General features: G+C 70.3%; 18 protein-coding genes. 3 read left to right on the top strand and 15 right to left on the bottom strand.

Annotated features, from left to right (window positions below):
* Window positions 1-22 precede the first annotated feature (22 nt).
* The 12 genes from AB0M35_RS19285 to AB0M35_RS19230 form a co-directional block, all read right to left on the bottom strand.
* Window positions 23-1,393, bottom strand: a complete 1,371-nt coding sequence (locus tag AB0M35_RS19285) for a glycosyl hydrolase family 18 protein (protein ID WP_363746908.1) — start codon at window positions 1,391-1,393, stop codon at window positions 23-25.
* A gap of 159 nt (window positions 1,394-1,552) precedes the next feature.
* The gene (locus AB0M35_RS19280) at window positions 1,553-2,701 is read right to left on the bottom strand and encodes a cellulose binding domain-containing protein (RefSeq protein WP_363746907.1); all 1,149 of its coding nucleotides are present in this window, start codon (window positions 2,699-2,701) and stop codon (window positions 1,553-1,555) included.
* A 319-nt stretch (window positions 2,702-3,020) separates the two neighbouring features.
* Window positions 3,021-4,007: an LLM class flavin-dependent oxidoreductase gene (locus AB0M35_RS19275; RefSeq protein WP_363746906.1), complete on the bottom strand. Its 987-nt coding sequence runs from the start codon at window positions 4,005-4,007 to the stop codon at window positions 3,021-3,023.
* Entirely contained in the window at window positions 4,004-4,345 is a 342-nt protein-coding gene (locus tag AB0M35_RS19270; RefSeq protein ID WP_363746905.1) for a TIGR04076 family protein, read from the bottom strand. The genes AB0M35_RS19275 and AB0M35_RS19270 overlap by 4 nt, the downstream gene beginning before the upstream one ends.
* Window positions 4,342-4,716: a nuclear transport factor 2 family protein gene (locus AB0M35_RS19265; protein ID WP_363746904.1), complete on the bottom strand. Its 375-nt coding sequence runs from the start codon at window positions 4,714-4,716 to the stop codon at window positions 4,342-4,344. The genes AB0M35_RS19270 and AB0M35_RS19265 overlap by 4 nt, the downstream gene beginning before the upstream one ends.
* 18 nt (window positions 4,717-4,734) lie before the next feature.
* Window positions 4,735-6,390, bottom strand: a complete 1,656-nt coding sequence (locus AB0M35_RS19260; protein ID WP_363746903.1) for a DUF885 domain-containing protein — start codon at window positions 6,388-6,390, stop codon at window positions 4,735-4,737.
* A complete protein-coding gene (locus AB0M35_RS19255) occupies window positions 6,387-7,625 on the bottom strand; it encodes an amidohydrolase family protein (RefSeq protein WP_363746902.1) in 1,239 nt (412 codons plus the stop codon). The genes AB0M35_RS19260 and AB0M35_RS19255 overlap by 4 nt, the downstream gene beginning before the upstream one ends.
* A 10-nt stretch (window positions 7,626-7,635) precedes the next feature.
* Window positions 7,636-8,598 carry an ABC transporter ATP-binding protein gene (locus AB0M35_RS19250; RefSeq protein ID WP_363746901.1) on the bottom strand — a complete coding sequence of 321 codons (963 nt, stop codon included), beginning with the start codon at window positions 8,596-8,598 and terminating at the stop codon, window positions 7,636-7,638.
* Window positions 8,595-9,575, bottom strand: coding sequence for an ABC transporter ATP-binding protein (locus AB0M35_RS19245; protein WP_363746900.1), 981 nt, complete (start codon window positions 9,573-9,575; stop codon window positions 8,595-8,597). Before AB0M35_RS19245 ends, AB0M35_RS19250 begins: the two co-directional genes overlap by 4 nt.
* Window positions 9,576-9,577: 2 nt before the next feature.
* Window positions 9,578-10,492, bottom strand: a complete 915-nt coding sequence (locus AB0M35_RS19240) for an ABC transporter permease (RefSeq protein ID WP_363746899.1) — start codon at window positions 10,490-10,492, stop codon at window positions 9,578-9,580.
* Window positions 10,489-11,580: an ABC transporter permease gene (locus tag AB0M35_RS19235; protein ID WP_363746898.1), complete on the bottom strand. Its 1,092-nt coding sequence runs from the start codon at window positions 11,578-11,580 to the stop codon at window positions 10,489-10,491. Before AB0M35_RS19235 ends, AB0M35_RS19240 begins: the two co-directional genes overlap by 4 nt.
* A 12-nt stretch (window positions 11,581-11,592) precedes the next feature.
* Window positions 11,593-13,203: an ABC transporter substrate-binding protein gene (locus AB0M35_RS19230; protein WP_363746897.1), complete on the bottom strand. Its 1,611-nt coding sequence runs from the start codon at window positions 13,201-13,203 to the stop codon at window positions 11,593-11,595.
* A gap of 280 nt (window positions 13,204-13,483) precedes the next feature.
* On the opposite strand from AB0M35_RS19230, the gene AB0M35_RS19225 reads away from it, so the two are divergent.
* The gene (locus tag AB0M35_RS19225) at window positions 13,484-14,020 is read left to right on the top strand and encodes a cupin domain-containing protein (RefSeq protein ID WP_363746896.1); all 537 of its coding nucleotides are present in this window, start codon (window positions 13,484-13,486) and stop codon (window positions 14,018-14,020) included.
* A gap of 49 nt (window positions 14,021-14,069) precedes the next feature.
* The gene (locus AB0M35_RS19220; protein ID WP_363746895.1) at window positions 14,070-15,629 is read left to right on the top strand and encodes a glycoside hydrolase family 43 protein; all 1,560 of its coding nucleotides are present in this window, start codon (window positions 14,070-14,072) and stop codon (window positions 15,627-15,629) included.
* A 102-nt stretch (window positions 15,630-15,731) separates the two neighbouring features.
* Here the strand turns inward: AB0M35_RS19220 and AB0M35_RS19215 are convergent, their stop codons facing one another.
* Window positions 15,732-16,115 carry a nuclear transport factor 2 family protein gene (locus tag AB0M35_RS19215; RefSeq protein WP_363746894.1) on the bottom strand — a complete coding sequence of 128 codons (384 nt, stop codon included), beginning with the start codon at window positions 16,113-16,115 and terminating at the stop codon, window positions 15,732-15,734.
* A 118-nt stretch (window positions 16,116-16,233) separates the two neighbouring features.
* On the opposite strand from AB0M35_RS19215, the gene AB0M35_RS19210 reads away from it, so the two are divergent.
* Window positions 16,234-17,700, top strand: coding sequence for a hypothetical protein (locus AB0M35_RS19210; protein WP_363746893.1), 1,467 nt, complete (start codon window positions 16,234-16,236; stop codon window positions 17,698-17,700).
* 128 nt (window positions 17,701-17,828) lie between these two features.
* Here the strand turns inward: AB0M35_RS19210 and AB0M35_RS19205 are convergent, their stop codons facing one another.
* Entirely contained in the window at window positions 17,829-19,196 is a 1,368-nt protein-coding gene (locus AB0M35_RS19205) for an endo-1,4-beta-xylanase (RefSeq protein ID WP_363746892.1), read from the bottom strand.
* Between the two features lie 242 nt (window positions 19,197-19,438).
* Window positions 19,439-21,061 (bottom strand): cellulose binding domain-containing protein, encoded by a 1,623-nt coding sequence (locus AB0M35_RS19200; RefSeq protein ID WP_363746943.1) that lies wholly within the window; start codon window positions 21,059-21,061, stop codon window positions 19,439-19,441.
* Window positions 21,062-21,433: the final 372 nt, after the last annotated feature.

Here is a 21,433-nt window from a genome sequence, read left to right as displayed (position 1 = left end):
GGCGTAACGGGGTTGGTCACGGTCAGGCCGGTAGGCGCCAGACCTGGTTGGACCCGCCGAAGCAGTCCCAGATCTGTAGCCGGGTGCCGTCGGCGGAGCTGTTACCGGTGGCGTCGAGGCACCGGTTCGACGCCGGGTTGCGCAGCGTGCCGTTGGACTGGGCCTGCCAGACCTGGGCGCCGGTGCCGTTGCAGTCCCACAGCTGGATCGGGGTGCCGTTGGCGGTGCCGGCACTGGTCACGTCCAGGCACTTGCCGAGGGCGCGCAGCGTGCCGTCGGCGCCCACGGTCCACCGCTGCGCGTTGGTGCCGTTGCAGGTGTAGAGCTGGATGGCGGTGCCGTTGGCGGTGTTCGCGGCGGCGACGTCCACGCACTTGCCGGCGATGCCGGTGATCGGGCCGGTACCCCCGGACGGCGTACCACCCATGACGGTGTCGTAGATCGCGCTGACCAGTGAGGTCGCGCCGCTGGTGTCCTGGGTGAGTTCCCAGTTCATCATGCCGCCGGCGTTGGCCATCGCCCACTGGGTCTTGCGCTTGACGGTGGGGATGCCGTTGTAGCACTGCTGGGCGCCGCCGGCCGTGGTGCAGTCCCGGTTGGCGTTGGCCGGGTCCATGCCGACCAGTTGGGCGTACGTGTAGTAGCCGGGTCGGCTGTAGAAGGGCACGCCGAGCACCGCCTTGCTGGCCGGCAGGCCACGGGCCTTCCAGCCGTTGACCGCGTTGATCGACCAGTCGTAGTTGGCGTGTGGGCTGCCGCCGTCGTACGCCATGATGTTGAGGAAGTCGACGTGGTTGAAGACCGACGTCGGCACCCCGTCGCGGTAGTAGCCCTCGGCGACCACAGCGGCGGTGAGCAGCTTGCCCTGTGGGCGCAGCGCGTTGCTGAGTTGTTGCATGAGCAGGCTGAAGTTGTTGGCCGAGGCGCCCGGGTCCGGGTACTCCCAGTCCATGTCGACGCCGTCTAGGCCGTACTGGTTGACGAAGTTGACCACGTTGTTGACGAACGTGGTGCGGGTGCTGGCGTTGGCGGCCAGGGCCTCGAAGGCGGAGTCGTCGCCGTCGTTCCAGCCACCGATGGCGATGGAGACCTTGACGTTGTTGGCCCGGCCGAGCGACACCAGGGAGGACAGTTTGCCGGGATTCTCCACCGGCCGCAGGGTGCCGTTGCTGTTGGGCAGCACGAACGCGTAGTTGATGTGGGTGAGCTTGCCGTACTGGACCGAGTTGACGTTGCCGGTCCACGATGGCAGGTAGCCGACGCTCTTGAAGTTGTTCGGCAGGACCACGGCCTGGGCGGCGGTCGGGGTGACGGCGAGGGTCGCGCCGGCGGTGACCAGGGCGAGCAGGCCGGCGGTCAGGGCCGAGCGGGGCCGGAGACGTGGTGAGGACATCGAGGGCCTTCCCGGAGCAGGTGGCGACACCGTGTCGTCCCGGCCGACGCCGATGACAGCGCCGGTCGGGGCGTACGGATGGACAGGGTCGGTCACCTCGAGGCAGCCAAATCTTAAGGAATGTTAACGGTAGTGGTCAATGACGCTTGTCGATGTCGGTCAGTTGATGGCGACCGAGTAGGAACCGGTCTGGACCTCGCCGCTGCCGGTGAAGATCTCCGGTCCGGCCTGGACACTGGTCAGGTACTTCGAGCTGCTCATCCAGCCCCGGGAGACCACGTCGTTGGTGAAGTCGCGGATGTTGAGCGTGGCGCTGGTGGTGTTGCTGGTCCGCACGTACGAGTAGACGTTCCAGGTGCCCACGTAGCCGCGCCACACCTCCCAGGTGGTGCCGGCGATGGTGACGGTGCCCTGGCGGGTGCCGGCCGGAGAGGCGTTCGAGCGGTACAGCCAGATCATCAGCTCATCGGTGGGCTGGTCCGCCGAGCCCGGGTTGGCCATCGGGTGGAACCACATGTCGTACGCGACGTTCATGTTGCCGCTGCCGGTGACGTTGAACTGCCAGGTGGTGTTGACGTTGCGGTTGGCGGACACCTGCACCGGCAGGCCGGTGTTCGGCCGTCGCCAGCCCCAATGCCAGCCGAGGATGGCCGCCGCGTACGACTTCACGCTGCCGGCGTCGCCGCTCCAGGTGTAGCGGGTCCCCCACCGGATCCGGTCGCCGGAGCCTCCGTTGGTCCAGATGCACTGGTTGCCCGTGGCGCCGGTCGCGCCCCACTGGTTGTTGGGGATCCAGTACTTGCCGATGTCGATCAGGTCGCTGCTGTTGCACAGCGGACCGACCGGCACGTAGTCGCCGATCGGTGGCGGCGTGGTCGGCGTGGGCGAGGGGTTGGTCGAGCCGGTGCAGGTCACCCCGTTGAGCGTGAACGAGGTCGGCGCCGGGTTGGCACCGCTGGACGACCCGCTGAAGCCGAAGCTCGCGGTGCCGTTGGTGCCGATCGCGCCGTTGTACGACACGTTGGTCGCGGTCACCTGAGCCGCGCTCTGGGTCACGGTGGCGTTCCATGCCTGCGTCACCCGCTGGCCCGAGCCGAACGACCAGGTCAGCCGCCAGGACGAGACCGGGTCACCGAGGTTGGTGATGGTCACGTCGGCGTTGAAGCCGCCCTGCCACTGGGCGGAGACCACGTACCGCACGGTGCAGCCGACCGCCGCGGCATGAGCGACGGCCACCCCGACGGCGGCGGTGACGACGGTGACGGCCGTCGTGGTGGCCAGGAGCACGAGGCGATGACGTTTCGCCATGGGTCTTCTCCTTCGGTAGCGGACCGCCGACCGAAGCATGTTGGCGTTCACATCGAGGCGACCGTCCCGGATGGAGCGAGCACGTACCGACCGCGACAGCCTGCGGCGGTGTGCGCGACGGTCGGACCGACGCCGATGCGCAGGTCGTTGGCGGTCGCGGCCCATCTCACCGGTTACCGTGCCCGAGGTCGACCGGCGGACACGGCGCCGGCTCGGCCACCCTGCCCTTTATCGATGGATGTCATTGTGAAGGTACGACAGTCGCCGGACGCCAGTCAACGAATACCCGTCGCCTGGCGTCCGGTGTGGCGGGTCCGGATCAGTCGCGCAGCAACGGCAGCACCCGCTGGCCGAGCAGGTCGATCCCGCTACGCGGAGTGAGCCCGTGCGGGGTGCCGAACTCGACCCGACTCGCCCCCGCGTCGAACACCGCCGCGGCCTGCGCGGCGACCTGTTCCGGCGTACCGGAGAAGGCGAACAGGTCGAGCAGGTCGTCGCCGATCAGGGCACCGGCCGCGTCGTCCTCCCGGCGGGCCACGTGCTCCTTGATCCGGGCCAGCAGCTCCGGATCGACCTCGACGGTGGGATCGAGGGCGGCGACCACCGCGAGGTACATGGCCACCTCGGTACGGGCCACCCGCCGGGCCAACTCCCCGTCCAGGTCCACGACCGTCACCGCGCCCAGCACCACGCCGGTGCGGTCACCCCCCGCCTCGTCGAGCCAGGCGCGCATCGTCTTGGCCATCGCCGGGTTCGCCGAGCCACCGACCTTGACCTCGGCGGCGTACCCGGCGGCGGACCGGGCGGTCTGCTGCCCCCAGGTGCCGACCAGCACCGGCACGTCCGGCCGGGCCGGCGCGTAGCGCAGGCTGGTGCCCGGCGCCACGGTGAACTCCCGGCCCTCGAAACCACTGTCGTCGCCGCCGAGCAGCCGACGGACGATCTGCACCGTCTCGGCGATGCGCCGCAGCGGCCGGGCCTGCGCCACACCGATCTCCTGCAACCAGGTGCCCCGGGCCAGGCCCAGGTACGCCCGGCCGTGCGAGGCCAGGTCGAGGGCGGCGACCTGCCCGGCGACCTCCACCGGATGCAGGGTGAACGGGTTGAGGCAGGCCGCGCCGAGCCGGATCCGGCGGGTGTGCCGGGCGGCCACCAGCAGCGGGAAGATCGGCGGCTGGTACATCAGGTCACCGAAGACCGACAGCACGTCGAAGCCGTACCGTTCGGTCAACTCGGCGAGCTCGGCGTACTCGTCGGCGGACTTGTCCGATTGCAGGCCGATGCCGACCAGGCGGTCGCCGGTCACGTCAACTCCTCGGTGGGGATCTGCCGCAGGGCGGTGCGTTCGATGCGCATGATGACCCGCTCCTCGGGATCCGGGCAGGCCACGTGGCTGTCCCGGGCCATCCAGTCCCCCTCGGCCAAGGCCCGCTGCTTGGCGGGCAGCAACGGCAGGCAGGCGGCCAGCGCGTACATGCAGAAGTGCTGGCCGGCGGGGATGCTCAGCCGGCATGACTCGGTCAGGTCGATCTGGTCGCCGACCTTCATGCCGCACACCGAGCGGCCCTCGATCCGCTCGACCACGACCCGCAGGTCGTACACCTCGGTGGTGGCTTCGTCGGTGGTGGGTTCGTCGGTGCTCATCGCATTGCCTCCGCGTGGTGGTGCACGATGCGCCAGCCGGTGTCGTCGCGGCGCAGTACGTCGGTGACCCGGAAGCAGACGTCCGGGCGGTCGTCGCCGAAGCGGGCCCGCAGCACGTAGCGGACCAGGCCGGTGTCGCCCCAGCTCTCGGCACCCAACTGCTCCGGTGCCACGCTCACCGGGGCCGGACCGGTCGCGGCGGCGGCCCGGGAGTCCCGCAGGTCGTCCAGGGCGGCCAGGCCGGTCAGCAGGTCGTCCGCATCGGACTCCCAGATGGTCAGGTCGGGGTGCAGGTGGGCGTCGAACGCCGGGCGGTCGCCCAGCGACCGGTACATGTCGCTGATGGTGGTGCTGAGTTCGTCGATGCTCATCGGGTCACTTCCGGGTGCTCAGGTCGGGGGTGGCAAGGCCTCGGCGAGGCGGGCGCGTAGCGGGTCGAGGCCCATCGGCCCGAGGGCCAACGCGGTGTGGTGGAACCGTTTCCGGTCGAACGCGGCACCGGCACGTCGTTCGGCGTCCCGGCGGGTCTGCTGCCACAGCCGGGCCCCGACCTTGAACGCCAGGGCCTGCGCCGGCCAGCCGAGGTACCGGTCGACCTCGAAGCGGGCGGTCGCGGCGTCCAGCCCGGCGACCCGGGTGAGCAGGTCCACGGCCACGGCCGGCGTCCAACGGTCGGCGTCGGTGAAGCCGTTGCCGGCCGGGATCGGCAGGTCGAGGTGCAGGCCGAGGTCGATGACGACGCGGGCGGCCCGCCACATCTGCCCGTCGAGCATGCCGAGGCGTTCGCCGGGGCCGGCGTAGAGGCCGAGTTCGTCGGCGAGGCGTTCGGCGTAGTGGGCCCAGCCCTCGGCGTACCCGTGCACGTGGCACAGGTGGCGTTGCCAGGGGTGCAGCTCGTCGGTGGTCAGCGTGACGGCGTGTTGCAGATGGTGCCCGGGCAGCCCTTCGTGGCAGAGCGTCCCGACGTGACGCCACACCGGCACGGTCGACTCGCCCGGCGGCACCGACCACCAGATCCCGCCGGGGCGGGTCAGGTTCGCGTCCGGCGGGGTGTAGTACATGACGCCGGACGCGGCGGGGCTGATCCGGCACTCGACGTGGCGGGTAGCGGCCGGGATGTCGAAGTGGGTGCCGTCGAGCTGGTCGGTGAGCAGGGCGGTGCGCTTGCGCAGCCACTGCTCCAGGGCGGGACCGACCGGCACCCGGCCGGCGGGGTCGGCGTCCAGCGCGGTGCGGGCCGTCGGCGGATCCGGGTAGCCGCAGTCGACCGCCGCGGCGCGCAGTTCGGCGTCGGTGCGGGCCAGCTCCGCCCAGCCGTACGCGTACAACTCGTCGAGGTCCACGGTGGCACCGAGAAAGGCGCGGGAGGTGACCTCGTACAGCTCACGGCCGACACCGTCCACGTCGGATGCGGCCGGGGCCAGTTCGGTGCGCAGGAACGCGGCGAACCCGTCGGTGGCTGCGGTGGCCTGCCGGGCTCCCTCGGTCAGCCGGTCGGCGAGTGGACCGCCGGGACAGCCGGCGACGAGCCGGCCGTAGAAGTCGCCGGCGGTCCAGCTCTGGCACTGCTCGGCGACGACCAGCACCTGCCGGCGGGCGACCAGGTGACCGCGCTGCGCGGAGCGGCGCAGGGTCGCGGCGTACTGGTCGAGTGTGGCGGGCAGCCGGTGCAGGTGCTCGGCGACGACGGCCCAGTCGTCGGCGGTCTGCCGGGGCAGGTTGTCGAAGACCTGCCGGGCCAGGTGGACCGGGGTGGCCAGCGGGGCGAGCAGCCGGGTGGTGAACCCGGCCTCGTGCAGTGCGACCTCGCTGGCCAGCCGCTCGGCCAGGGCACCGGCGAGGGTCCGTTGCGCCGGGTCGTGGGTGGTGACCGAGGCGAGCGCGGTCGCGGTGTCGCGGGCCAGCGCCGCGCGGGCGTCGAACGCCTCCGGGGACAGCTCCGCCAACTGCGAGTCGGGGGTACGCCCGGCCGCCTCGGCGGCCTGCGGGTCGAGTTCGGCGAGCGCGGCGAGATAGTCGTCGGCGATCGTCGTGATCACGGTCATCGTCGCGCCCGGGTGCGGCCGTGGTCGTCGCGGTAGACGACGCCGCCCTTCATCACCACGTGCAGGGTACGCAGGGCGGAGACCGACCGGGTCGGGTCGTCACGCAGCACCAGCAGGTCGGCGTGCTTGCCGGCACTGATGCTGCCCAGCTTGTCGTCGGCTTCGAGCCACTCGGCAGGCCGGATGGTGGCGGCCTTCAGCGCATCCGCGACGGGCATCCCGGCGTCCACCATGAACTCCAGCTCCCGCACGGTGGCGGTGGTCTCGTCGTAGCCGGCGTGCGGCGGCATGTCACTGCCCAACGCGATCGGTACGCCGTTACGGATGGCGTGTTGCAGGCTCTCCCAGTGTCGGGGGCCGGCGCCGAGAGCGCGTTCCATCAGCCAGCCGGGCACGCCCGAGTCGCGGAAGAACTGTTCACAGCGGCTGACCACGATGGTCGGGACGTACCAGACGTTGCGTTCGGCCATCAGCCGGGTGACCTCGTCGGTCAGCTCGTAGCCGTGCTCGACGCAGTCCAGGCCCAGTTCCACCGCCCGGCGTACGGTGTCGGCCGGGCCGGCGTGCGCAGTGACCTTGCGTCCCCAGTCGTGGGCGACCCGGATGACGGCGGCCATCTCGTCGTCGAGCAACTGCGGGGTGTCGATCGCCTCGTACTGGCCGGCGATGCCGCCGGAGATGCACACCTTGATCAGGTCGGCGCCAGCCCGGATCTGGGCGCGGGTGAGTTGCCGGAACCCATCGGCGCCGTCGGCTTCCAGGGCGTCGGCCTCCCAGCCGTGGCCCCCGGTGCAGCACAGCGCGTGCCCAGCGGTGAAGATCCGGGGGCCGTCCACCGCGCCGGCCTCGATGCCCTTGCGCAGCGCGAAGTCGGCGTAGCGGCCCTCGCCGACCAGCCGGGCGGTGGTGACCCCGGCGTGCAGGGTGCGCCGGGCGGAGTCGGCCATCAGCAGCACCAGTTCGGCCAGGTTGGACCGGTGCACCTCATCGGCGAGGTGGCCGGGCAGGCCGAGGGAGAGGTGCACGTGCATGTTGGTCAGTCCGGGCATCACCACGTCGCCGCCCAGGTCGACCACCGGGACGTCGCCGGCCTCGGCGAGCACGTCGTCGACCGGCCCGACGGCGCGGATCATGCCGTCGGCGCCGATCCAGATGCCCTGGTCGGCTTGGAGGTGGTCGGCGACGCCGTCGTAGAGGGCGAGGTTGACCAGGACCTGTTCGGTTGCGCGATGCATGACGGCGTCCTCAGTGGGCGGCCACGGCGGGGGCCGTGGTGGGGTCGTTGAGCCAGCAGGCGGCGCTGCGTCCGCCGAGGTCGAGGGTGGGTGGCTGGTCCCCGCACGGGGCGAAGGCGTTTGCGCAGCGCGGCCGGAACCGGCAGCCGGTGGGGGCGTTCGCCGGGTCGGGCACCTCCCCGGCGAGGGTGGCGGGCAGTCGTGGGGTGGGGCCGATCTGCGGCACCGCGTCGATGAGCGCCCGGGTGTAGGGGTGGCGTGGGTCGCGCCACAGTTCGCGGGTGGGTGCGGTCTCCACGATCCGGCCCAGGTACATCACGGCGGTGACGTCGGCGATCTCGTGGACCAGGGCGAGGTCGTGGGAGATGAAGAGCATGCCCATGTCGAGTTCCCGGACCAGACCGACGAGCAGGTTGACCACCTGGGCCTGTGAGGAGGCGTCCAGGGCGGTGACCGGCTCGTCCGCGATGATCATCCGGGGTTGTGGGGCGAGGGCCCGGGCGATGGCCAGCCGTTGCCGTTGGCCGCCGGAGAACTGGTGCGGGTAGCGGTCGGCGGCCTCGGCGGGCATGCCGACCCGGTCGAGCAGTTCGGCCACCCGGTCGTTGCGGGCTGCGCCGGTGACCGTCGCCGGAACGCCGTCGAGCAGTTGGGCGCCGATGGTGCGCCGGGGGTTGAGCGAGGCGTACGGGTTCTGGAAGACCATCTGGAGACCGATCTCGGTCTCCGGTCGACGTCGCCAGCCCAGCGGGGTGATCGGGCGGCCGGCGAAGCTGACCTGGCCGGCGCTCGGCGGGGTCAGTCCGACGGCGACCCGGGCCAGCGAGGACTTGCCGCAGCCGGACTCGCCGACCAGGCCGACGATCTGGCCGGGTGCCACGTCCAGGCTGACCCCGGCGACCGCGCGGACCCGACCGTTGCCCCGGGAGCGGTACTCGACCTGCACGTCGCTGATCCGCAGCAGGCTGCTCATCGGGCTGCCACCTCCAGGTGTGGGCGTACCACGCAGGCCACCGACCGGTGCTCGCCGGCCGGGGCCAGGGGCGGCGGGCTGGTGCCACAGGCGGGTTCGGCGTACCCGCAGCGGGGTTGGAACGGGCAGCCCGGCGGCGCCTGGCCGGGCGCCGGTGGGCTGCCGGGGATCGGCCGCAGCGTGCCGACGGCCTGGGTGCCGTGCGGGCGGGCGCCGAGCAGCGCGGCGGTGTACGGGTGGGTGGGTGCGGTGAGCAGCGCCCCGGTCGATCCGGTCTCCACCACCCGCCCGGCGTAGAACACGTAGCCCCGGGTGGTCAACGCGCTGAGCACCCCGAGGTCGTGGGTGATGAACGCGACGGCCAGACCGGTCTCGGCGCGCAACCGGTCCAGCAGGGCGAGGATGCCGGCCTGCACGGTGACGTCGAGGGCGGTGGTGGGTTCGTCGGCGATCAGCAGCCGGGGGCGGGCGGCCAGGGCGATGGCGATGGCTGCACGTTGGCGCATCCCGCCGGAGAACTGGTGCGGGTAGGAGCGCAGGGCCCGTTCCGGGTCGGGGATGCGTACCTGGTCGAGCAGTTCCACCGCCCGCCGGTTCGCGGCGCGGCGGTCCATCCGCAGGTGCACCCGCATGTGTTCGGTGAGCTGCCGGCCGATGGTGAGCATCGGGTGCAGGGCCGCGGTGGGGTCCTGGAAGACCATGGCGATGCCGGCGCCCCGGACCCGCTGCCAGCCCCGCTGGTCGAGGCCGAGCAGGTCGGTGCCGGCGAACCGGGCCGTCCCGCTGACCTTGGCGCCGGATGGCAGCAGACCGAGCAGGGTCTGTGCGGTGAGGCTCTTGCCGCAGCCGCTCTCCCCCGCGATGCCGACCAGCTCACCCTCGTCGACGGTCAACGACACGTCGTGCAGGATCGGCAGTGGGCCGCGCGGGCCGGGCAGGGTGACGGCGAGGGAGTCGACGTCGAGCAGCGGTGCCATCTCTAACGTCCCTTCGCGTAGCGGGGGTCGAGCCGGTCGCGCAGCGCGTCGCCGAGCACGTTGAACGCCATCACGACGGTGAGGATGGCCAGGCCGGGGAAGACGCTGACCCACCACATCGACAGGTCCTGGGAGCCGAGGGCGACCATCGAGCCCCATTCGGCGGCCGGTGGGCGGGGGCCCAGGCCGAGGAAGGAGAGCGCGGCCAGCAGCAGCACCGCGTTGCCGAGTTCCAGGGTGGCCAGCACGATCGCCGGGCCGATGCTGTTGGGCAGCACATCGCGGCGCAGCGCCTTGACCGGCCCGACGCCGAGCAGCCGGGCGGCGTTGAGGTAGTCGTCGCCACGCATGCTCAGCACGGCGCTGCGGATGACCCGGGCGTAGACCGGCCAGGAGACGATGACCAGCGCGAGGACGGCGTTACGGGTGTTCGGGCCGAACGCGGCGGTGACCGCCATCGCGAGGATGATCTGCGGGAAGGCGAACACCAGGTCGGTCAGGCGCATCAGCGCCTCGTCGGCGAGCCGGCCGAGGTAGCCGGCGAGCAGCCCGAGCAGGCCGCCGATCAGCAGGGCCAGCGAGACGATGGCCAGGGCCAGGGGGATGGACAGCCGGGCGCCGTGGATGACCCGGCTGAGGATGTCCCGGCCGAGGGAGTCGGTGCCGAACCAGTGCGTCGCCGACGGTGACGCGTACGCCTCGGGGCTCTGGGCGAGCGGGTCGTAGGGGGCGATCAGCGGTGCGAACAGCGCCACCAGCAGCCATCCGCCGAGGATGATCAGTGCCACCAGGGTGACCGGCTGCCGCCAGATCGGCCGGGAGCCGCCGCCGCGCAGCCGGCCGAGCCAGCGGCGTCGGCTCAACGCCCGGTCCACCTTCGGGTCCGGGGCCACCGGGTCGGGTGCGATCGTGGTCATGACAGGCGGATCCTCGGGTCGATGAGCCCGTACAGCAGGTCGACGGTCAGGTTGACCAGCGTGTAGACCAACGCCACGAAGAGGCTGACGCCGAGAATCGACGGCAGGTCCAGCGCGGTGGCGCTGCGGTAGGCGTACTGGCCGAGGCCGGGCCAGCCGAAGATGCTCTCCACCAGCACCGTGCCGGACAGCAGGGAGGCGAAGGCCAGGCCGGAAACGGTGACCACCGGGACCAGGCCGGCGCGCAGCAGGTGCCGGCGCAGCACCACCCGGGCCGGCAGACCCTTGGCGTACGCGGCGCGGATGTAGTCCTGCTGGAGCACTTCCAGCATGGCGGAGCGGACGAAGCGGACCAGCAGCGCCACGGTCAGCGAGGTCAGCACCAGCACCGGCAGGACCAGGTGCTGGGCGGCGTCCCAGGCCACGTCCCACTGCCCGGCCAGCGCCGCGTCGACGGTGTACATGCCGGTGACGGTGGGCGGTGGACTGAACGCGGTGGAAAGCCGACCGCCGCTGGGGGCCAGGCCGAGTTTGTAGAAGAAGACGTAGAGCACGACGAGCGACAGCCAGAACGGCGGGGTGGACAGGCCCAGCAGGGCGCCGATGCGGACCAGCTGGTCGGTGAACCGGCCGTTGCGGACCGCGGCGAGCATGCCGATGCCGGTGCCGATCAGCAACGCCAGCACCATCGTGGGGATGGCCAGTTCCATGGTCGCCGGCACGTACCGGACCAGGTCGTCCAGGACGGAACGGCCGGTCTGCTGGGAGATGCCCAGGTCGCCGGTGAGCAGGTTGCCCAGGTACTGGAAGTACTGCGCCCAGAGCGGCTGGTCCAGGCCCCACTTCTCGCGGAAGGCGGCCACCGTGGCCGGGTCGTTGAGCGCCTGGTCGGACAGGTTCGCCGTGACCGGGTCGCCGGGAACCACGTTGACCAGCCCGAACGTCACCACGGTGACGCCCAGCAGCAGGCCGGCGGTGATCGCCAGCCGCTTGGCCAGGAAGACCAGCAGCGGGTGCGCGCGGCGCGGCCGGGGCCGGGACGCGGTCGTGGTGACCGCGCCCGGCTCGCCGTCGTGAACTGTCGTCATGTGTGTTGCCGGCTACTTCCGGCCGACCGCGGCGACGTCGACCTGCCAGCCGGCGGCGGTGTAGTCCGCGCCGGTCAGGTCGGCCGTGGCCACCACTGTGGAGGAGTTGCTGGCCAGCACGATGTACGGGGAGGACTGGTTCATCAGTCGCTGCCATTCCTGCATCGCGGTGGCCCGCTGGGCCAGGTCGAGGGTCTCGGTGACCTTCTTGCCGGCGGCCACCACCGCCGGGTCGGCCCGGTCCACGGTCCAGCCGGAGCGCAGCGCGGTGGGCTGTCCGGGCGCCATGTTGTTGATCAGCGAGTCGGCGACCGGGTAGTTCAGGCTCTGCGGGGTGAAGCCCATCGGCATCTTCCCGCCGCGCATCTCGTCCAGGAAGGTGGTCAGCGGCTGCGGGTTCAGCTCCAGGGTGATGCCGGCCTCGGCGGCGTCGCCCTGCACCTTGGTGGCCACGGTGCCGAGGTCCACGCCCTTGTAGGTGATGGCCGGGTAGCTGAACTTGACCTTGGGGTTGGTCAGGCCCGCCTCGGCGAGCAGCGCCTTGGCCTTGGCCACGTCGCGGGTCGACGCCTCGCCCTCGGGCAGCGCGCCGGGGAAGGCGGGGGCGACCAGACCGGCGCCCGGTGCGGCGCCCTGGCCGTAGAGGGCGGCGATGCCCTGGTAGTCGATGGCGGCCCGCAGCGCCTGGTTGAACTTCGCGTCCGCGGTCACCGCCGACACGGCCGGGTCGGCGTTGAGGAACAGGAAGTAGACGGTGTCCTGCACGCCGGAGGTCTGCAGGGTGCTCGGCAGCCCGTCGAGCAGCTTGCCGGAGATGTCCAGGGAGATCTCGTTGGCCTCGGCGCGCTGCATGGTCAGCTTCTGGGTCTGCACGTCCATGTTGCGCAGCACGACCCGGTCGAACTTCGGCTTGTCGCCCCAGTAGTCGGGGTTGGCCTCCAGCACCACCTGGGACTCGGGCTCGTACGACTTGAGCACGTACGGGCCGCTGCCGATGGAGTTGGTGTCGAGGTACTGCTGGGCGGTGTCGCCTTGGGCGGCGTCCTCGCCGTCCTTGGCGCCGTTCTGCTGGGCGACCTTGGCGTTGATCACCGCGGTGGAGGGCATCGACAGCACCACCGGGACGTTGGGGTTGGCCGTCGCCGAGGTGACCACGACGGTGCTGTCGTCGGTCTTGCTGACACTCAACTCACTGACGGTGACCGCCGGGCTGCCCTTGATGTTCTTCAGCCGGTTCAGCGAGAAGACCACGTCGTCGGCGGTGAGCGGGCTGCCGTCGGAGAACTTCACACCCTGCCGCAGCTTGAAGGTGAAGGTCTTGGCGTCCGCGGAGACCTCGTACGACTCGGCCAGGGCGGGGACCGGCTTGCTCACGTCCGACCCCTCGAAGGTGAGCAGCGTGTCGTAGAGGGCGTGCACCGCGGTCAGACCGGTCGCCTCGTAGACACGACCGGGGTCGAGGGTCTTGAGCACGAACGAGGTGTTGACGGTGAGCGTGGTGGCGCCGCTGCCACCGCTCGCGTTTCCGCCGCCACCGCCGGCCGTGCAGGCGGCGGTGGAGATGATGGCCAGCGCCGTCAGAGCGGATGCTCCGACGCGAAGCCGGCGGGGGGACACCGACATGCTGTTCCTACCTTCGTATGACGCGGTCCGCTTCCGCGTGGGCCGCAGGTTGTCGACGACCTGGGACGTGAACGCCGGTGTCTCCGGTCGCGGTGTCTCGGGTTTTCAGGGGCGTCGTTTCAGGGTTGGATGTAGCCGGACTCGCGTTCGTCCGGTTCGTGCCCGGGCGTGGCGTGTCTACCGTTATCAAACAGAGCCGCAAGTTGTTTGACCAGCCTAAACAGGGCCGTATAGCTTGGTCAAACATTTTCAGTCACACTGTTATCGGATCGAGGTTTAGATGCTCGGTGATCGACTCCGCGATCTTCGGCAGCAGCACTCCATGACGCTGCGCCAGCTCGCCACGGCCGCCGACGTGTCCCCCGCGCTGCTCAGCCAGATCGAGAACGGCGCGACCGATCCGAGCCTGTCCACGCTGCGCAAACTGGCCCAGGTCTTCGAAACCTCGATCGCCGAGCTGTTCTCCGAGCCCGAGGCGCCCGCGGTGCACCTCAGCCGCGCCGGCAACCGCAGCCGACTGACCGCTCCCCCCGGCCAGATCACCTACGAACGGCTCACCCCCGGGCGGGGCGACCTGGAGGTGCTGCAGGCCCACCTCGCGCCCGGCGACGCCAGCTCGGCCGAGCCCTGGGCCCACCCGTCGACCGAATGCGCCATCGTCATCACCGGTGAGGTCGTCGCAGAGATCGGCGGCGAGAAGCACATCCTGGCCGCCGGCGAAGCGGTCACCTTCGACTCCCGCCTGGCCCACCTCTACCGCAACGCCAGCGACGAACCGGCCCACCTGATCATCGCGGTCACCCCACCCACCCCCTGACACCACCAGGGGTACGCGTGGCGCGCCGTGCCGCCTAGCATCGGTGCACATGACCGATTCCGCCACCTTCGGCAACCCCGTCGTGCCCGGCTTCCACCCCGATCCCAGCGTGTGCCGGGTGGGCGAGGACTACTACCTGGTCTGTTCCAGCTTCGAGTACTTCCCCGGCGTACCGATCTTCCACAGCCGGGACCTGGTGAACTGGCGGCAGATCGGCAACGTGCTCGACCGTCCCAGCCAGCTCGAACTGCCGCCGGACACGCACGCCTCCGCCGGCATCTACGCCCCGACCATCCGCCACCACGACGGCCGCTTCTACATGGTCACCACAAACGTCACCACCGGCCGTCACCTGCTGGTCACCGCCACCGACCCGGCCGGCCCGTGGTCGGAGCCGCTCCACCTCGACGTGCCGCACATCGACCCGTCGCTGACCTGGGACGACAACGGGGACTGCTGGTTGACCGTGTCGGGGGTCGAGTCGTACCGGATCGATCCGGAGACCGGCACGGTGCTGGAGGGGCCGGTGCCGATGTGGTCGGGCACCGGCGGGCAGTACCCGGAGGCCCCGCACCTGTACCGGATCGGCGACTGGTGGTACCTGCTGGTCTCCGAGGGCGGTACGCACACCGGCCACGCCGTCTCGATCGCCCGGTCCCGCAGCATCCGGGGCCCCTTCGAGCCCGGCCCGGTCAACCCGTTCCTGACCCACCGCAGCACCGACCGGCTGGTGCAGGCCACCGGCCACGCCGACCTGGTGCAGGCCACCGACGGCAGCTGGTGGCTGGTGCTGCTGGGCATCCGCGCCAAGGGCCAGTGGCCGCCGTACCACGTGCTCGGCCGGGAGACGTTCCTGGTGCCGGTGCGCTGGGTGGACGGCTGGCCGGTGGTCGACCCGGTCGAGGAGACGATGGCCGCGCCGGCCGGCAGCCCGCCCGCCCTGGCCGCGCCGCCCGCGACCGGTGCGTACCGGGACGACTTCGACGCCGCCGACGCGCTCGCGCCGGAATGGATCTCGCTACGGGAGCGACCGAAGGACAGCTGGTCGCTGACCGACCGGCCGGGCTGGCTCACCCTGCACGCCGCCGGTACGACCCTGGACCGGTCCGGCGCCACCCTGGTCGCCCGGCGGCAGCAGCACCACGACTGCCGGGCCAGCGTGCACGTCGACGCAGGCGCCGGTCGGGCCGGGTTGACGCTGCGCATCGACGAGGCCCACCACTACGACATCGAGGTCGGTGACGGGCTGGTGCGGGTGATCGGCCGGGTGGGGCCGTTCCGCCAGGTCTTCGGTGAGCTGTCGGTGCCGGCCGGCCCGGTCACCCTGACCATCGCCACCCGTACCGCCGACCTGCTCCCGCCGACGGTGACCGCCGCCGACCAGGTGACGGCACCCGGAGCCCCCTTCGGCGTACGCCCGGCCGCCTGCGACACGGTCAGCTTCGAGGTGCTGACCGACACCGGGCCGGTCGTGCTCGCCGAACTCGACGGGCGGTACCTGTCCACCGAGGTCGCCGCCGGTTTCACCGGCCGGGTGTTCGGCCTCTACGTCACCGAGGGCAGCGCGGCCTTCGACTGGTTCGACTACCGCCCGAGCACCCGATCCTGACTGTCACGTGCCCGCGAGCGTCCGTCCTCCGCTTCGGCCGGACGGGCGCTCGCGCTGCGGGTGAGAGCCAGGCTGTGCGAACTCGCGTTCGGCCGGCACGCCCTATGTGCCGGTGGTGGTCGGCTGCGCCGGCCAGAAAGGCCATTCCTCGAAGGATCCACAACGCCCGTCCTCGGCGAAACGCATGATCCACAAATCGCGGTACTCCTGGTCGACCGGGTCGCCGTACCGGACCTCCAGCCGCGCCACCGCAGTGTCACCCTCGACCGCGACGACCTCACTGGTCATCTGGAACACCTCCCCGGGACCGTCCCGCTCGGCTTCCCACATCCGGGCTATCGCCGGCAGACCGACGACCGGCTCCCGGTAAGGCCCCTGCTGGTAGCTCGCCTGCGCGGTGAAGAGCGTGGCGAGCATCTGCGTCCCCGGCGTACGCCACGCATGCTCGTACGCCGCGATCCAGGCAGCCACCTGTTTCCTGTCCATGGGTGTCAGCTTGCCATTCGACCGAACGCTCACCGGTGGCGTTCACGGCCACGGCCCAGTTGATGGCGGCCGGTCTGAGGGGGTCGGCCGCAGCCAGCCATATGCGATCATCACTGCCATGGGAGGACGTCGCGACCGGCTGGACCCGGCTGAGCGACGACTCCAGTCAGCGTTTTTCCGAGGCGAGGAACTCGACCTCAAGGATGCCGCAGTTCGCGCCGATGTCGTCGCCGATCTTGTGACGCGTGCGGTCGACCGGGCGGCATCCCCCCGGGCGGCGTTGCGGCTGCGTAACGCCAGGATTGTGGGCCGCCTTGACGTCCGGCAGGCCGACGTCGGCGTACCGGTGTTCCTCGTCGGTGTGACGATCACCGACGTCCTGGACCTCACCAACGCCTGCACCGCAGGCGTCACTCTGATCGAATGCGTGCTGCCGGGCTTTCATGCCCGGCTCTTGGAAGTCCGTGGTGATCTCAACCTGACCAGATGCCGCATCACCGGCCCGGTCGACCTGCGCGATGCGCGAATCGGCGGATCCCTGACACTCGACGGCGCCACGTTGGGCGGTTCAGGGACGCAGGACTACGCGCTCGCCGCTGCGCGGATGACGGTGAGCGGCGATCTCAGCGGCAGGTCTGGATTCGTCGCGTACGGCAGGGTTTGGCTCTCCGCGGCGACCATCGGCGGTGACGTGCTGTTCACCGGCGCCACCGTGCAGAGTTCGCGCGGACCGGCCATCGACGCCAATCGCCTGACCATCGCCGGCAGTTTCTCCGCCCGGTACGGATTCACCGCCGAGGGCGGCATCATCCTGGTCCACGCACAGATCGGCAACCAACTGAACTTCACCGAGGCGCGGATCAGCACCACGGGCATCTGGGCGTTACACCTCGGCGGCGCCCGGGTCGCGAGTCTCTGGCTGACCTTCGCAGCCCCGCCAGTCGGCCGGGTACGTCTCAGCGGCCTCCAGGCCGACTCGATCTTCGACAATCCGGCGACCTGGCCGGCAGAACTCGACCTGATCGGATGCAACTACCGGCTGCTGGTCGCACGGTCGCCCGCGCCCCGTGGGTCACCGTTGCCACCGCAGTCGGTCACCATCGGGCAGCGCCTGGACTGGCTGCGCCGTAGCCCTGACGGCTACGCGCCGCAGCCCTACGAGCAACTGGCCGCCCACTACCGGCAGAACGGCCAGGACCAGGAAGCCCGACGCGTGCTCCTGGAGAAACAGCGCCAACGTAGGGCAACCCTGAACCGTCCCAAGCGGATTTTCGGATACCTCCTCGACGGTGTTGTCGGCTACGGCTACCGACCCTGGCTCGCCGGTGTCTGGCTCGCCGCATTCTGGGCTCTCGGGACGCTGACGTTCACGGTCCAGCCGTCAGCTCCCCGCTCCGACGCGGCACCGGAACGCAACCCGGCACTACAGTCTCTCGATCTCCTCCTGCCGATCATCAACCTCGGACACGACGGGGCATGGCGCGCTGCCGGTGCCAGCCAGTACATCTCGGCGCTGCTCGTGCTCGTCGGGTGGATGCTGACCACCGCAGTCGTTGCCGGACTCACCCGTCTGCTCAACCGATGACCTCTTTGATCGACGCCGTTTCGGCGTGATCGCGGTATCAGGTCGGGTGGAAGACGCCTTCTCACCGAAACGGCGCCGGCCGTGCGGGGAGAACCCGCACGGCCGACGGCCTGCTCGACTACCGGTGGTCAGCCGGCGGTGCAGGACACGATCTGCGGTCGGGCCCCGGAGTTGCCGTTCATCATCGTGGTGAAGCCGAACGTGTTGCCGCTGCCGTTGGAGCGCATCGTCATCACGTTGCCGCTGCCGTCCCAGGTCGGGTTGCCGCTCCAGGTGGCGGAGATCCGCTGCGGCGGGGTGATGTTGACGACCACCGACCAGGTGTTGGCACCGCTGACCGTCACCGAGGTGTTGTAGCGGTCGCCCCAGACCTGACCGGGCGTCATCGACGCGGTGCAGCCGCCGGGGTTGGTGGGCGGCGGGGTGGTGCCGGGCGGCGGGGTGGTCGGGTCGCCGCCGCCGGGCGCGGCGCTGTTCAGCGCGTTGAGCACGGCGGTGTAGGCGGCCTTCTTGTTGCCGCCACCGTCGAACAGCAGCGGGCTCTCGTTGGAGCGCCACGAGTCGGAGTCACGGATGCCCCACACGGTGATGCCCTTGCAGCGCGGGACGGCGAGGCAGTCGTTGACCGTGTTGCGGTAGGCGTCGCTCGGCGCGTTGCGGATGTCCAGCTCGGTGATGTGCACGTCGACGCCGAGGGCGGCGAAGCTGGACAGCGTGGTGCGGTAGTTGCTCGGGTAGTTCGAGCCACCGGTGAAGTGCGACTGGAGACCGACACAGTCGATCGGCACGCCCCGCTGCTTGAAGTCCCGCACCATCCGGTAGACGGCCTGGGTCTTCGCGTCGTTCCAGTTGTCGATGTTGTAGTCGTTGTAACACAGCTGCGCGTTCGGGTCGGCCGTACGTGCGGCACGGAAGGCCGCCTCGATCCAGTCGCTGCCGGTACGCTCCAGGTTGGAGTTACGGCGGGCACCGCTCGATCCGTCCTCGAACGCCTCGTTCACCACGTCCCACCAGGCGATCTGGCCGCGGTAGTGGGTGGCGACCTGGGTCACGTGGTTGAGCATGGCGTTGCGCAGCTGCTGGCCGGACATGTTCTGCATCCAGCTCGGCTGCTGCGAGTGCCAGGCCAGAGTGTGGCCCCGGACCTGCATGTTGCGGCTGCGCGCGTGTTGGACGAGCCGGTCGCCGTTGCCCCAGTTGAACTGCCCCTGCTGCGGCTGGAGCGCGTCGATCTTCATCTCGTTCTCGGCGGTGACCTGGTTGAACTCGCGGTTCAGGATGGTCGTGTACGCCGAGTCGTTGAGCCTGTTCACCGCGACGGCGGTGCCGAAGTACCGGCCACTCTGCGCCGCCGCGGCACCGAGGGTGGTCTCGGCGGCGCTGGCGTTGCCGGGCAGCACCACAGCACCCACCGCTGCCATCAGGCCGACGGCGCCGAGGGCGAGGGCTGCCCGCAGTCTTCTCGGCCGTCCGGGTACTCGGGATTCCTTGCTCATAGCAGCTCCTTCCGGGTCCGGTGGCCCGATTCGGGCAGCATGAATCCGGACTCGCGGGATAGGGACGATGCCCGCGATTCCCCGACAAAGGGATCGCATCGGCCTTACTGGCCGGAAGTATTTCAGCGCGGTTTCACAGACGTCAATGACTTCCGGAAGTTTTCCGGAAGTTTCAAGGCCATTCTGGGTGCGAAGGTCGTCGCTTCGCACCCAGGTGGCGCACGGGCTCGGGGGGCCGGGAACTACCGGGCGGTGCAGGTGGGGGACAGTCCGGTACCCGTGCCGGTGCCCTGGAAGCCGAACTCCGTCGACTGTCCTGCGGCGACCGATCCGTTGTAGCTGACGTTGGTGAAGGTGACGGTCCCGCTACTGCCGCCGTGGGTGGCGTTCCAGGCGTTTGTGACACTGGCCCCGGCCGACAGAGGCGCGGTCACCGTCCAGCCGTTGAGCGGCGAGGAGCCGGCGGTGACCCGTACCGTGGCGACGAAGCCACCGGTCCACTGGTTGATCGATGCCGTCGCCGTGCAACCACCACCAGCCGGAGGCGGCGTGGTCCCCGGGGGCGGAGTCGTCGCCGGAGGCGGGGTCGTTCCCGGAGGCGGAGTGGTCGCCGGGGGCGGGGTCGTCGGGCCGTCGGCGAGGGTGGGGGTCTGCCAGTCCCGCCATTCGGCCAGGTTGCCGGCCTTGCGGCTGGAGATCCGGAAGGTGCCGGTGCTGCTGCCCGTCTTGTGCAGGAACTTCTGGATGTGCTGCTGAAGCGGGGCCCGCCACTCGGACCTGCTGGCGCAGTGCGTGCCGTCCTGGACATCGGACCAGTAGGTGATGTTGTCGGCCGTGCCGAGCGCCCGGTAGACCTCGGCGCCGCCCAGGGCGGCCACGCTGCTGGATCGGGCGGCCAGCCAGTCGATGTGCGGGTTGTCCATGATGAACAGCCCGCGCGGCGCCACCAGGGCCAGCGTCTGATGGGTGTCCACCGGCAGGTTGGCGGGATTGCCGGTGAACGAGCCGAAGGCGTCACCGAGCCAGGGCTGCTCGCCGTAGGCACTGCTCAACGGCTGGGCGCCCGACTCACCGGGGATGCCGCGGAAGATCGGAGAACCGGCGGAGCCGGACTCGATCGGCATGGTCAGGGCGATGCGCTGGTCGAGCGCGCCAGTGACGAGAGCGCCCTTGCCGTACCGGGAACAGCCGGTGACGCCGGTCGCGTCCGCACGGAGAATGGTGCGGTTCGATTGTTCGAGAACGTCGATGATCCGGCTCACCCCCCAGGCCCAGGCGGCAAGCAGTCCGGTGCCGCTCGAGGAGCCGTAGATGCTGTAGAAGGCGCCCTGCTTGTTGTTGCGTGCGGTGCCCTCCCGCCCCACGGAGAGCGGGTCGTAGTTGATGACGGCGGCACCGGCGGCCCTGATGGTGGCCGTGTCAGCGCCGAATCCGCCCAGGACGACGACGGCCGGGAACGGTCCGGTGCCGCTGGGCAGTTGCACGCTCGCGGAAAAACTGGCGCTACGGCCGTTGTCGGTCACGTTCACGGTGATGCCGGTACTCGTGACCGTGCCCGAAACTCCCTGCGGTCTGCCGGGCTTCTCGCCGTAGACGTACCGCTCCGCCAACCGTTTGGTCTGCGCGCGCTGGCAGCGCCAATCCGATTTCGTGGATATCCGGGTGTTGTCGATCCGGCGGAACGGATCGGGCAACCGCGGGTTCGCGGTCAGCTGACCGGGGTTGGTCACGGGACAGTCGGCGCCCTCGTCCTCCACCGACGCGGCCACCAGGACTTCGCTGCCCGAGGCGCGGGCGGTCCGATGTTGCGCTGTCACCGTCACCGCTGCCACGACGACCACCAGGACCGTCAACAGGGCGACCATCCATTGGAACGTGAAGCGACCCGTGCGGTTGATCACCGAAGGTCTCCTTCCCGGCGGAGTCAAGCGGCAGTCTTGATTGACGTACATCGATGCAGGTCTGGCGAGTTTCCGCCCAATGAGCGATAGATGTCAATATGGTTTCGGTAACTTCCGGAGACGGATCTTTCCGGGCCGCAGGGCAATTGATCCACAGACCCTCCAGATCATCCGCAGCCCGGCAATGCGCAGCGGCGTTGCCCCTGGTAGCGGGGTGCGCCGACGCGCCGCCACCACATTCGACCTGCGGCGGAGCGCAGCAGTGATTGACCCTCTTCAATGCATTGGTTTACTATTCCCGAAATAGTTCCCGCAAGTTTACCGGAAGTTTCGACT

The sequence above is a fragment of the Micromonospora sp. NPDC051196 genome (assembly GCF_040682415.1).
Lineage (GTDB): Bacteria > Actinomycetota > Actinomycetes > Mycobacteriales > Micromonosporaceae > Micromonospora.
This window is presented reverse-complemented; position numbering and strand designations above follow the sequence as displayed.

Coding starts and splice junctions, on each gene's coding strand:
- AB0M35_RS19285 (WP_363746908.1), bottom strand. CDS start 1,393: ATGTCCTCACCACGTCTCCGGCCCCGCTCGGCCCTGACCGCCGGCCTG.
- AB0M35_RS19280 (WP_363746907.1), bottom strand. CDS start 2,701: ATGGCGAAACGTCATCGCCTCGTGCTCCTGGCCACCACGACGGCCGTC.
- AB0M35_RS19270 (WP_363746905.1), bottom strand. CDS start 4,345: ATGAGCACCGACGAACCCACCACCGACGAAGCCACCACCGAGGTGTAC.
- AB0M35_RS19265 (WP_363746904.1), bottom strand. CDS start 4,716: ATGAGCATCGACGAACTCAGCACCACCATCAGCGACATGTACCGGTCG.
- AB0M35_RS19260 (WP_363746903.1), bottom strand. CDS start 6,390: ATGACCGTGATCACGACGATCGCCGACGACTATCTCGCCGCGCTCGCC.
- AB0M35_RS19255 (WP_363746902.1), bottom strand. CDS start 7,625: ATGCATCGCGCAACCGAACAGGTCCTGGTCAACCTCGCCCTCTACGAC.
- AB0M35_RS19250 (WP_363746901.1), bottom strand. CDS start 8,598: ATGAGCAGCCTGCTGCGGATCAGCGACGTGCAGGTCGAGTACCGCTCC.
- AB0M35_RS19245 (WP_363746900.1), bottom strand. CDS start 9,575: ATGGCACCGCTGCTCGACGTCGACTCCCTCGCCGTCACCCTGCCCGGC.
- AB0M35_RS19240 (WP_363746899.1), bottom strand. CDS start 10,492: ATGACCACGATCGCACCCGACCCGGTGGCCCCGGACCCGAAGGTGGAC.
- AB0M35_RS19235 (WP_363746898.1), bottom strand. CDS start 11,580: ATGACGACAGTTCACGACGGCGAGCCGGGCGCGGTCACCACGACCGCG.
- AB0M35_RS19230 (WP_363746897.1), bottom strand. CDS start 13,203: ATGTCGGTGTCCCCCCGCCGGCTTCGCGTCGGAGCATCCGCTCTGACG.
- AB0M35_RS19225 (WP_363746896.1), top strand. CDS start 13,484: ATGCTCGGTGATCGACTCCGCGATCTTCGGCAGCAGCACTCCATGACG.
- AB0M35_RS19220 (WP_363746895.1), top strand. CDS start 14,070: ATGACCGATTCCGCCACCTTCGGCAACCCCGTCGTGCCCGGCTTCCAC.
- AB0M35_RS19215 (WP_363746894.1), bottom strand. CDS start 16,115: ATGGACAGGAAACAGGTGGCTGCCTGGATCGCGGCGTACGAGCATGCG.
- AB0M35_RS19210 (WP_363746893.1), top strand. CDS start 16,234: ATGGGAGGACGTCGCGACCGGCTGGACCCGGCTGAGCGACGACTCCAG.
- AB0M35_RS19205 (WP_363746892.1), bottom strand. CDS start 19,196: ATGAGCAAGGAATCCCGAGTACCCGGACGGCCGAGAAGACTGCGGGCA.
- AB0M35_RS19200 (WP_363746943.1), bottom strand. CDS start 21,061: ATGGTCGCCCTGTTGACGGTCCTGGTGGTCGTCGTGGCAGCGGTGACG.